This is a genomic window from Erysipelatoclostridium sp. An15, from assembly GCF_002160675.1.
In the GTDB taxonomy this organism is placed as follows: domain Bacteria; phylum Bacillota_I; class Bacilli_A; order Erysipelotrichales; family Coprobacillaceae; genus Thomasclavelia; species Thomasclavelia merdavium.
Genome location: NZ_NFLA01000022.1, coordinates 32,822 through 43,716 on the forward strand (window position 1 = coordinate 32,822; position 10,895 = coordinate 43,716).

Here is a 10,895-nt window from a genome sequence, read left to right on the forward strand (position 1 = left end):
CAATCCATTATCTTGTCTCATTTCCACCTGACTGAGATTCTCTATAAAGCTTCCGGATTTACTCCTCCTAATCATCGCTATAGATACATTCTAACAAATTCATTTGTTCTAGTCAATTGAAAGCTTTTTATTTAAAGAAGAAATTGAATCTAGATAATATAATAACCGTGACATTAAAATAATATTATTTACCTCATCATTTCCTAATTCAATAATTGGAATTACATGCAACAAACATTGCAACAACAATCGTTCTTCTTTTAATAATTTGATCTTACAAAAATAACTATCTAATATTACATCAAAATCAAAAATTAATTCCGGTATTTTTTGATACATATTATAAATATCATAGATACATAAATTAATCTTTATTTGATCAATTGAAATTAAACAATTTTCTTTCATTAAAATATGACTATAACTAAAATTATTATATGTCAAACATAATCTTATTGTATCTAAATTACAAACATAATTTTCATATTCTTGTAATAATTCCTTAGCTTTATTCAAACACCATTCAATTCGATGATAATTCAAAACAAACATCCAGCCAGTAGGACTACGATAAGCTAATACTTCAAAATTATTCATGATTTCATTATAATAAACCATTCTTTCATGAATTATACCATTAATCTCTTCAATCTGACATTTAAAATAGTTCTTAGCAACACTATAATTAAAAAATGTTGTTGCATGCAAATAAGACAAACACTCATAATAAAACTTTAATTTCAACTCTTTTATAATTACATTATCATCATTCAACCATGGACACATATAAAACTTTTTATCCTGATAATTAGTTAAAATCTGTTTATTACAATTACGAATAATTGGTACAAAACACTTTAAATGCAAACTTTCAATATGATCAATTACTACTGTTAAACTAGTATCATCAACAAATTTTAAGCTAAAAAAACCTTCCTGACATTTTACCTTAAATACTTTTTTTGTTACTTTAATATAACCGATAACATGTAACGAATAAGAATTTTTTATTATTTCGTTCATGGAACATATGGAATAATTAAAACATTGCCAGCTTCTAAGACCTTATCCTGGTTATAATCACGAATAATTTTTTCATCAATATCATATCTTTTTGCTACGCTGCTATAACTATCATTATCTTTTACAATATATAAATAATAAGTACCAGCACTTTCTTCACTATCTTGAAAAATCGGCCGTGATTTACTTGGATATACTTTTTCTTGTAATTGCTCATTTATTTCATTAACAACCATCTTTTCTTTTGGCGTAATTTCAGTAGTTTTACTAGCATTATTACTTACAGTATCCTCTTTATTTGGCATAACTGCCGGTTCATAGACTTCTTTAGTTAACTCTAATTCCGGCTCTTGATTACCTGCAGCTTCCTCAACAACTTCTTTTTCCTGAGATTCAAAATCACTATCACGTATCAAACTTTCAATTTCTTTGATTGGATCATCGTTAACTTCTGGAATATTTTCATCTTTGACAAACCGATCTTCGCCATCAATAACTCCATGAATACCAACTTCAATTTTAATCTTTATGTTTCCATCAACAATCTGATAATCAAAATCTTCTACTTTAATATTAAAATCTCTTTGATCAACAATCTTATCAAAAGTAGCCAAAATATCTAAATCAATATTTTCATTAAACTTTTGACTTTCATTATACTCCCCATTAACAATCAAACTACCAATTGCTCTAACACCAACGCTTTCAATCTTATAATTAATAGATTCATCAACCGATAATGATACTAATTCATTTAGTTGATGATTCAAATCAATCAGCTTTTCAAAAAATATCTTTTGCATATTTACCTCCCATAGAAACTATATGCAAAAAACACTAAAATATGAAATAAGATATTTATCAAAACAAATAAAAAAGACCTATATAGGTCTATTCAAAATCAATATCACATAGCTGATAAATAAATTGCCAGGCTTCTTCGATACCTTTTTTCTTTAAACTAGAAAAACGAACAAATTTATCTTCAGGATGTAATCCTAATGTTTCTTTAATAATCTTTTCATTTTTCTTTAAATCATTACGCTTTAACTTATCTTCTTTGGTAGCAACAACCATCACTGGCACATTATGATGTTTAACAAACTCATACATCATAACATCGTCTTTAGTTGGTTTATGACGATAATCAACTAATAAAATAAAACCTTTCAAAGTATTACGATCACTAATATACTCATCCATTGTTTTACCAAACTGTTTAGTCATATTATCATTAACTTTAGCATAACCATATCCAGGAACGTCTACAAAATATAATGCATCATTTACATTATAAAAATTCAAAGTTCTAGTTTTACCAGGGGTACTAGAAACCTTAGCTAATCCATTACGATTCAACATCGTATTAATAAAACTGCTTTTACCAACATTACTACGTCCCGCTAAACACATTTCTGGATAGCTTTCTTGAGGCCATTGACTTTTCCAGGCTGCCGATAAAACATATTGTGCTTTTTTAATTTTTACCATTTTTATCACCTCTTTTATTGTAACATAGTCAAGAAAAAAAGGGTTAATTTTTTAACCCTTATTTTACAAGTGCATGATCCAAAACTGTATCAATATGATCAGCTAAAATAATTTCTAGATCATCTTGTACTGATTTTGGAATATCATCAATATCCTTAGCATTATCTTTAGGAATGATAATTGTTTTAATTCCTGAACGATGTGCTGAAATTGATTTTTCTTTTAAACCACCAATTGGTAAGACATTACCACGTAAAGTAATTTCACCTGTCATAGCAACATCGTTACGAACCGGTTTATCTTTAAATGCTGAATAAATAGCTGTTGTTAAAGTTACCCCAGCACTTGGTCCATCTTTTTTAACTGCTCCTTCAGGAACATGAATATGAATATCTTCTTTATCAAAAGCAATATTCTCAAGACCATATTTTTCTTTATTAGCTTTCATATAGTCTAAAGCAATTGATGCTGATTCTTTCATGACATCACCAAGTTGTCCTGTAATAATAAACTTACCAGAACCTTGGAAATGATTAACTTCGATTGGTAAAATATCACCACCAAATTGAGTATAAGCTAAACCAGTAACAACTCCTACTTGGCTATGATCTAATTTTTTAGTATGTTCAAATGGTGCTTTTCCTAATAATTCTTCTAAATTATCAACAGTTACTACTAAAGTTTCTTTTTTCTCTTTTAAAACTGTTAATACTGCTTTACGACAAATTTTTGCAATTAATCTTTCTAAATCACGCACACCAGCTTCACGAGTATAGTGACGAATAATATACATTAATGCATCATCTTCAAAAACTAATTGTGATTCATTTAAACCATGTGCTTTTAATTGTTTTTTAACTAAGTGATTTTTTGCAATCATTTGTTTTTCTTGTTCAGTGTATGATGATAATTCAATAATTTCCAAACGATCACGTAATGGACCAGGAATATTACCTAAATCATTTGCTGTAGCAATGAACAATACTTTTGATAAATCATATGGTTCTTCTAAATAGTTATCAGAAAATAAACTGTTTTGTTCAGGATCTAATACTTCTAGCATTGCACTAGTAGGATCACCTTTGTAGTCACTTGACATTTTGTCAATTTCATCTAATAAAAATACTGGATTAACAACACCGGCTTTTTTCATTCCTTGAATGATTCTACCTGGCATTGATCCTAAATAAGTTCGACGATGACCACGTACTTCAGCTTCATCACGAACTCCACCTAATGAAGCTTTAATAAATTTACGATCTAAGGCACGAGCAATACTTTTAGCAATTGAAGTTTTACCAACACCTGGTGGACCAGCTAAACAAATAATTGGTGCTTTTAAAGACTTAGTCATTTGTTTAACTGCTAAGTATTCAACAATTCTTTCTTTAACTTTTTCTAGACCATAATGATCTTCATTTAAAACATCTTCAATTGCCTGGATATCTTCAACATCTTTAGTTTCTTGATACCAAGGAGTTTTCATCATCCAGTCAATATATGTTCTAACAACGTTAGCTTCTGATGAAGCTGCAGGCATTGTTTCAAAACGACGTAACTCTTCTTCGATTTTATCCTTAACATGTTGAGGATAAGGATTGTTATTTAATTCTTCACGAATTGTTTCAGCGTCGTCTTCTTTAGGAACACTGTCCCCTAATTCTTCTTTAATCGCTCTTAATTTTTCACGTAAATAGTATTCACGTTGGTTTTCATCAATACTTTCACGTACTTTACGATTAATTGTTTCTTCAATTTCACCAATAACTTTTTCTGATTCAATTGAACTAATAACTTGTAATAATCTTTCATTAATATTAAATGTTTCTAAGATTTTTTGTTTTTGCTTCAAATCAATTGGTAAATATTGCGCAATTGTATCTGCTAAAACACTTGCAGAAACACCACTTGTTAATCGATTAATTGAATCTAAAGGCATATTTGGCATAGAGCGTTTAGCTTGTTCAAAATATGAAGTTGCTTTACGCACTAAGGCAACCTCTTCATTACGATCACCAAATTCATCTTCAATGATTTTTACAGTTGAATAAAGGCTACCTTGATGTAATTCAAAATTTGTAAGCTCAACTCTTTTAGCACCGCGAACAGTTAATTTAATTGTTCCAGAGCTATCACGTCTTACTTTACGTTCAATTTTACAAAGAGTACCAATATGGTACACATCATCAAAAGAAGGATTATCCTCTAAAGGATTAATTTGCGAAACAAAAATGATATTGTTGTCATGCTCATTAGTACTTAATTGAAGTGCTTTTAAACTTACTGGGCGTCCAACATCTAATGTTAGATGGTTTTCTGGGAATACAACCATACCCCGAGTACAAACTACTGGCAATGTTAATACAGTTTGTTCTTCCATTTTTTTCCCTCCTATTTTCTAATTTTACTAAAAAGACGCATGTTATGAGCGTCTTTTTATTTCTTTAAATTGTCTTTTACTAAATCAATAGCTTTACGAGTTAAGATATCATTTTCAACATGGCTCATATTTCCTTCGAAAATTTTCTTAACATCATCTAATTCTCTTTGATACATATCAGCAATTTTTTGTAATTCAGCTTCACGTTCTTCATCAGTTACAGCTAATTCTTCTTCTTTAATAATTGCTTCTAAAATTAAATTTAATTTAACTCTTTCTTCTGCTTGAGGTTTAATATCTTCTAAAACATCTTCTTTAGATTTTCCAGTGAATTGTTCATAAACTTCGAAGTTTAAACCTTGTCTTTGTAAATTTTGTTCAATTTCTTGTAACATCATATCTTGTTCTTGTTTTAATAAAGCATCACTATCTTCAACTTTAGATGAAGCAATTAAAGCTTTATAAATGTCATCCATGAATTTGTTTTCAGATTCATTTTCTTTACGAGCTTTAATTTGTGATTTAATATGTGCTTTTAATTGTTCTAAAGTTTCTACACCATCGATGTTAACATCTTTTGCTAATTCATCATCGATTTCTGGTAAATGTTTTTCTTTGATTTCATGAACAGTTACTTTAAATGTAGCTTCTTTACCAGCTAAATTAGGTGCTCCATAATCTTCTGGGAAAGTTACTTTAATTTCTTGTTCATTATCAGTTGTCATTCCAATTAATTGATCTTCAAATCCTGGAATGAAAGAACCGCTTCCGATTTCTAATGGATAGTTTTCACCTTTTCCACCATCAAAAGCTTCACCATCAATAAATCCTTCATAATCAATTACTGCAGTATCACCTTTAGCAACTTTTCCATCTTCTTTAACTGACAATTCTGCAAATTGACTTTGATAGTTAGATAATTGTTCTTCAATTTCTTTTTTAGTTACAGCTACACGACCTTTTTTAACTTCTAAACCTTTATATTCTCCTAATTCTACTTCAGGTTTAACAGGTACATTGATAACTACTTCTAATTCATCTTCACTAATTTTATTAACAGATAAAGTTGGTTGAGCCACTGGTTCAACTTGAGCATCAGTTAAAATTTGAACAAATTTATCTTGTAAAATCATATCAGAAGCTTCTTGTAAAATACTAGCTTTTGATATTCTTGATTTAATCAACGCAACAGGAGCTTTTCCTGGTCTAAATCCGTCAATTTTTACACTTTTAGCTAATTTATTAAGCGCTTTATCTTGAGTTGATTTCCATTCATCACTTTCAAACGCTACTGTTAATTCAACAATTGCTTTTTCTAATTTTTTATTACTGATTTTCATACTATTCTCCTTCTTTAGTTTCATCACGTATTATATACTAACAATATCATTAATTCAACTTATTTGAACAATTAATCACTCAATTTTTTTCATTAATACTCTATTTCTTTAATTTCATTTAGCTTTTCTAAGACATCCTCTTTGTCACAATTATATAAAAATTCAATATCTTCCATTTCGATATCGATATATTGCATTGAAGCTAAATGATAATGAATAGCCCCCGCTATTGGTCGATAATCATAGTCATCAATATATTTAGGATAAACTAAATATAAATAATAACTTAAAAACTGTTCACATAAAGCAAACAATGAAGGATTTTCATCTTCTATCGCTTCTGATAGTAATTTTAAAATTCCTTCACCAACCTCCTGGTTTAATACCAATGGGGCAAAACTAGGATTATTATCATAGTTGATACCATTTTTTACTAATTCTAGATCTTCATCAATTTCTTGATCAATCATTAATTCTATCAATAAACTTTTAGCAAATGCTGGTTTCTGTTCATTTTTTAAAAAATTACGAATTACCGGCATTAAACGACGAATATTCATTCCTTCCATCTGTTCAATTGCCATATAAAGTAAATCTTCATTAATTTGATCTCGAGATAAGATATTCTCCATATCTTCAATACTAAAAGCACGATTATATCGTTCCATTCCTTCATTAGCCTCGTGCTTAGCTAACAACAATTCATCATAAGCAGCATTAAATACAGTTTCATATTCAAAAGGAATGTAAGGCATAGATAATTCTTCGATCATAATATTAATAGCATCTTCATACTCTTCTAGTTCTTTTAATGTTGCAACATAGATGCTAACAACATCATAATAAGTATTTGTTGCTTTAGCTTTAGCTAACATTCCCTCTGCTTTAGCCTGTTGATATTCACCTAAACCATATAGGCAAACCAAACGCTGATAACGTGTTGTTTCATCGCTCATATCATTTAACAAATCTAAGGCATCTTGAAACTGATTATTAGCAATATATTCTTCGATCATTTTTTCTCCTTGTCATGTAAAATTTATTCATCATCTTCTGATAAATCTAACTGATAGTCAATCTCTTCTACTTTTTCTTCTTGCTCTTGTAAACTTTCAATCACTTCATTATAAAGCTCTAGTTTACTATCCTTTAAAAAATCATCATCAGTTAAAGGCATGTTCATCACTCCTTTTATTCATCTATTATAGCAATACTTTAGTATTTTGCAATTGAAATAGTGCAAATAATTGCTGGTAGTATTCACTAAAAACACTATTTTTACGCCAAATAAAATTAATCTCATGACTAATTTGCATATCATTAATTTTTATTTCTTTTAATTTGCCTTGCTTAAATTCATCGATTACCGCCATTTGATAAATAAAAGTAACTCCTTGTAAATTAGCAACAAGATGTTTGATCATATTAATATTACCAATTTCAATTATATTTTCAAAATCTCGTAAATTCATATTTCTCTCTTTTAGCCAGCGCTCAATAATTTCACGTGATCCTGAACCGGTTTCTCGAATAATTAGATTGTATTTAAACAACTCATTTATATCCACTACTGAATCAATCTTTAAATTACTCGGACCAACACAAATATAATTTTCATGGCAAAAAGTCCGATAATCATATTCATTTTTATTAAAATAACCTTCAACTATTGCAAAATCTAAATTTCCTTCATTAATACCTTTTAAAAGTTCACTAGTATTAGCTACTTGCATTTTAATAGCCAGATTACAATTTTCTTGTAACAAGCTATTGATAATTTTAGGCATGATATATTCACCAACTGATAAAGTTGATCCAAAAATCAATTCTTGTTTATTAGAACGATTTTTTAACTTGTTTTTTAAAAAAATATCATCATGTTTTAATGTTGTAGCAACTTCAAGTAAAATCTTGCCCTCTTTAGTTAGATACATTTTTTTACCCGAATAAACAAACAGTTTAACTTGATAATATTCTTCTAAATATCGGATGTGTCCAGAAACAGCAGGCTGTGTAATATTTAAATATTGACTAGCTTTAGTAAAATTCATAAATTTACAGACAGCTAAAAAAGTATCAATACGAAAATCAAGCATTCCAATCACCCGATATTAACTATAACATATTTTTATCGTTAAATAAATAATTATAATTTTATTTTATTATATTTTTTAGCTATAATAACGCTGTCAAAGGGAGGAACATTATGTCAAAAATAAAAAACAACACGTTAGGGGTACTTTTATGTCTAACAATAGCCTTACCCGCTTACTTTTTAGGAAAACAATTCCCGTTAGTTGGTGGACCAGTATTTGCAATTTTAATGGGAATGATCATTACATTTGCCATTAAAGATAAAAGTAAAGTTCAAAGCGGTATTACTTTCACATCTAAAAAAATACTGCAATATGCAGTAATTTTATTAGGGTTTGGAATGAATTTAGGTGATATAGTCAAAACTGGTAGCTCTTCACTGCCAATAATTTTATCAACAATTACAACTTCTCTTGTTGTAGCATACGTTTTATGTAAAGTCTTAAAAATGCCATCAAAGATCTCAACATTGATTGGTGTTGGTTCTTCTATTTGTGGTGGTTCAGCGATTGCAGCAACTGCACCAGTCATCGAAGCCGATGATGAAGAAATTGCTCAGTCAATTTCAGTTATTTTCTTATTTAACATTTTAGCAGCTTTAATTTTCCCAACATTAGGTGGGATATTAGGTTTATCTAACGAAGGATTTGGAATTTTCGCTGGAAGTGCTGTTAATGATACTTCATCAGTAACAGCTACTGCTGCTGCTTGGGATGGTATTCATGGCAGCAATACATTAGATCAAGCGACAATCGTAAAACTTACAAGAACATTAGCAATTATCCCAATTACTTTAGTATTAGCAATAAAAAGAACTCGTGACGCTGATAAAAGTGAAAGCACATTTGATATCAAAAAAATATTCCCGTTTTTTATCTTATTTTTCGTATTAGCATCAGTCATTACAACTGTATTTAATCTACCAGGAACAGTTACTGCTCCATTAAAAGAATTAAGTAAATTCTTTATTATCATGGCAATGGCCGCCATTGGATTAAATACTAATATCGTTAAACTAATCAAAAGTGGTGCTAAACCAATTTTCATGGGATTTTGCTGTTGGGTTTCTATTACCGCTGTTTGTCTTTCAATGCAAGCATTATTAGGAATTTTATAATTATTAATCAAGAAAAGATTTAGCTATTAACCAAGTTAGTTAAATCTTTTTTTATATCAAGAAATAAAGTTATCTGCTATTTTTATTTTGACAACAAAAATTGATTTTGATAAAATCTAGCTAGAAATTGGCAATAATCTTTTAAATAGAAATAAGTCGAAAAGGCGTAGTCTATGAAATTAAATTCAAAGATTAACGCCTTTTTCTAATTTTATTGTCGAAAGGAGATTATGTAATGCCAAAAACAAAAGGACAAAAGCTTATCTTTGGGATTTTAATGTCAATTACGATGACTTATGGAATGGAGGTATATAACAACGCCATTAATGCCGGTTATAATTTAATACCAGGTAGTTTTAGTAATATGACAAACGCTGTGTTTTTAAACGCTTTAAAAGAGAGCAGTTTTATGATGATAATTGTATTTATAATTTCTAATTTATGGGGAAATCCAATTGGTTTATATTTAGCCAAAAAAATTGTAAGACCCGAAAGCGATAATCCTTTTTTTATAAGTATAATTACTTCATGTTGTACAGTTTTAATAATGTGTCCTACTATGTCTTTAGTTGCTTCAATCATTTTTAATATTGTCCTGGCTGAAAATTCATTATACCTATTACCAGCCATTTGGGTGGGCACTGTAATAAAAAATTTCCCAATGGCTTTGCTATGGAATCTGTTTGCAGCCGGACCAATAACTAGATTAATCTATAATAAATTATTTAATAATAAAAAAGTTATCAAAAATGCCTAAATACTCATTTAGATATTTTTTATACCAATACGGCTCATTGAAAGCAATAAAACAATATTATATAATATTATTAACCTTTTAATCAATCTAACACGATATTGAATATCTTTATTAAAAATAAAAATGATTAAGGAGCTAATTTTATGCATAAAGATCCATTTTACAAAAGTTTAAACTATGCCATTTCTGGCATCATTAGCTGTATCAAAAAAGAAAGAAACATTAAAATTCATATTTCAGTTATGATTTTAGTTATTATCTGTGGCTTTATTTTTCATCTATCAACAACAGAATGGTTAATTTGTATCTTACTGTTTGCTCTAGTTATTTCTTTAGAACTAGTAAATACCGCTATCGAAGCAGTTGTTGACCTTTGTTCTCCTAACTATCATGAACTCGCTAAATACGCAAAAGATGTTGCCGCTGGTTCTGTATTGATCAGCGCTATCGCTTCAGTGGTTATTGGACTTATTATCTTTGTTCCTAAGTTATTTTAAAAATAATATTTTTTAGATTTCAATAAGACAATAAACTCTTAATGTTTGATCTGGTCCCTGTCAAGCGGACACACTAAATATAAAAGTCAAGATAATTTGACCAATTTGTTGCAATTAAGTGTTCTCAGTTTTTTTAGGATTTAATTTATCTTTGATTCGATAAGATGGACCTGTGATATTAAATAAATATGAATAA

General features: G+C 29.0%; 11 protein-coding genes and 1 other annotated feature (1 of these 12 cut by a window edge). Of the genes, 3 read left to right on the top strand and 8 right to left on the bottom strand.

Annotation, left to right across the window (positions count from 1 at the left end):
- Positions 1-84 (bottom strand) — a binding site (T-box leader); it reaches 122 nt to the left of the window's first position.
- A 24-nt stretch (positions 85-108) separates the two neighbouring features.
- From B5E92_RS08400 to B5E92_RS08430, 8 genes are all read right to left on the bottom strand, one after another.
- The gene (locus tag B5E92_RS08400) at positions 109-1,023 is read right to left on the bottom strand and encodes a hypothetical protein (RefSeq protein WP_087301222.1); all 915 of its coding nucleotides are present in this window, start codon (positions 1,021-1,023) and stop codon (positions 109-111) included.
- Complete coding sequence (locus B5E92_RS08405; RefSeq protein WP_087301225.1) at positions 1,020-1,826, bottom strand: LysM peptidoglycan-binding domain-containing protein; 807 nt, start codon at positions 1,824-1,826, stop codon at positions 1,020-1,022. Before B5E92_RS08405 ends, B5E92_RS08400 begins: the two co-directional genes overlap by 4 nt.
- Before the next feature lie 88 nt (positions 1,827-1,914).
- Entirely contained in the window at positions 1,915-2,514 is a 600-nt protein-coding gene (gene yihA / locus B5E92_RS08410) for a ribosome biogenesis GTP-binding protein YihA/YsxC (protein ID WP_087301228.1), read from the bottom strand.
- Between the two features lie 58 nt (positions 2,515-2,572).
- Positions 2,573-4,894 (bottom strand): endopeptidase La, encoded by a 2,322-nt coding sequence (gene lon / locus B5E92_RS08415; protein ID WP_087301231.1) that lies wholly within the window; start codon positions 4,892-4,894, stop codon positions 2,573-2,575.
- Positions 4,895-4,950: 56 nt separating this feature from the next.
- Entirely contained in the window at positions 4,951-6,234 is a 1,284-nt protein-coding gene (gene tig / locus B5E92_RS08420) for a trigger factor (RefSeq protein ID WP_087301234.1), read from the bottom strand.
- A 92-nt stretch (positions 6,235-6,326) separates the two neighbouring features.
- A complete protein-coding gene (locus tag B5E92_RS08425) occupies positions 6,327-7,250 on the bottom strand; it encodes a hypothetical protein (protein WP_087301237.1) in 924 nt (307 codons plus the stop codon).
- Between the two features lie 23 nt (positions 7,251-7,273).
- Positions 7,274-7,417 (bottom strand): hypothetical protein, encoded by a 144-nt coding sequence (locus B5E92_RS15505; RefSeq protein ID WP_158095209.1) that lies wholly within the window; start codon positions 7,415-7,417, stop codon positions 7,274-7,276.
- A gap of 19 nt (positions 7,418-7,436) precedes the next feature.
- The gene (locus B5E92_RS08430; protein WP_087301240.1) at positions 7,437-8,330 is read right to left on the bottom strand and encodes a LysR family transcriptional regulator; all 894 of its coding nucleotides are present in this window, start codon (positions 8,328-8,330) and stop codon (positions 7,437-7,439) included.
- 110 nt (positions 8,331-8,440) lie between these two features.
- Between B5E92_RS08430 and B5E92_RS08435 the strand changes: the two genes are divergently transcribed.
- The 3 genes from B5E92_RS08435 to B5E92_RS08445 all read left to right on the top strand — a co-directional run bounded on the left by B5E92_RS08435 (position 8,441) and on the right by B5E92_RS08445 (position 10,699).
- Positions 8,441-9,445 (top strand): YeiH family protein, encoded by a 1,005-nt coding sequence (locus B5E92_RS08435; protein ID WP_087301243.1) that lies wholly within the window; start codon positions 8,441-8,443, stop codon positions 9,443-9,445.
- Positions 9,446-9,680: 235 nt separating this feature from the next.
- On the top strand, positions 9,681-10,202 hold the full coding sequence (locus B5E92_RS08440) for a hypothetical protein (protein WP_087301246.1): 522 nt from the start codon (positions 9,681-9,683) through the stop codon (positions 10,200-10,202).
- Positions 10,203-10,345: 143 nt separating this feature from the next.
- A complete protein-coding gene (locus B5E92_RS08445) occupies positions 10,346-10,699 on the top strand; it encodes a diacylglycerol kinase family protein (RefSeq protein ID WP_087301249.1) in 354 nt (117 codons plus the stop codon).
- Positions 10,700-10,895 lie beyond the last annotated feature (196 nt).

Bases quoted from the DNA above. Each gene is read 5' to 3' on its own strand.
- B5E92_RS08425 (WP_087301237.1), bottom strand. From the start codon at position 7,250: ATGATCGAAGAATATATTGCTAATAATCAGTTTCAAGATGCCTTAGAT.
- B5E92_RS08445 (WP_087301249.1), top strand. From the start codon at position 10,346: ATGCATAAAGATCCATTTTACAAAAGTTTAAACTATGCCATTTCTGGC.
- yihA (WP_087301228.1), bottom strand. From the start codon at position 2,514: ATGGTAAAAATTAAAAAAGCACAATATGTTTTATCGGCAGCCTGGAAA.
- B5E92_RS08430 (WP_087301240.1), bottom strand. From the start codon at position 8,330: ATGCTTGATTTTCGTATTGATACTTTTTTAGCTGTCTGTAAATTTATG.
- B5E92_RS08440 (WP_087301246.1), top strand. From the start codon at position 9,681: ATGCCAAAAACAAAAGGACAAAAGCTTATCTTTGGGATTTTAATGTCA.
- B5E92_RS08435 (WP_087301243.1), top strand. From the start codon at position 8,441: ATGTCAAAAATAAAAAACAACACGTTAGGGGTACTTTTATGTCTAACA.
- lon (WP_087301231.1), bottom strand. From the start codon at position 4,894: ATGGAAGAACAAACTGTATTAACATTGCCAGTAGTTTGTACTCGGGGT.
- tig (WP_087301234.1), bottom strand. From the start codon at position 6,234: ATGAAAATCAGTAATAAAAAATTAGAAAAAGCAATTGTTGAATTAACA.
- B5E92_RS15505 (WP_158095209.1), bottom strand. From the start codon at position 7,417: ATGAACATGCCTTTAACTGATGATGATTTTTTAAAGGATAGTAAACTA.
- B5E92_RS08400 (WP_087301222.1), bottom strand. From the start codon at position 1,023: ATGAACGAAATAATAAAAAATTCTTATTCGTTACATGTTATCGGTTAT.
- B5E92_RS08405 (WP_087301225.1), bottom strand. From the start codon at position 1,826: ATGCAAAAGATATTTTTTGAAAAGCTGATTGATTTGAATCATCAACTA.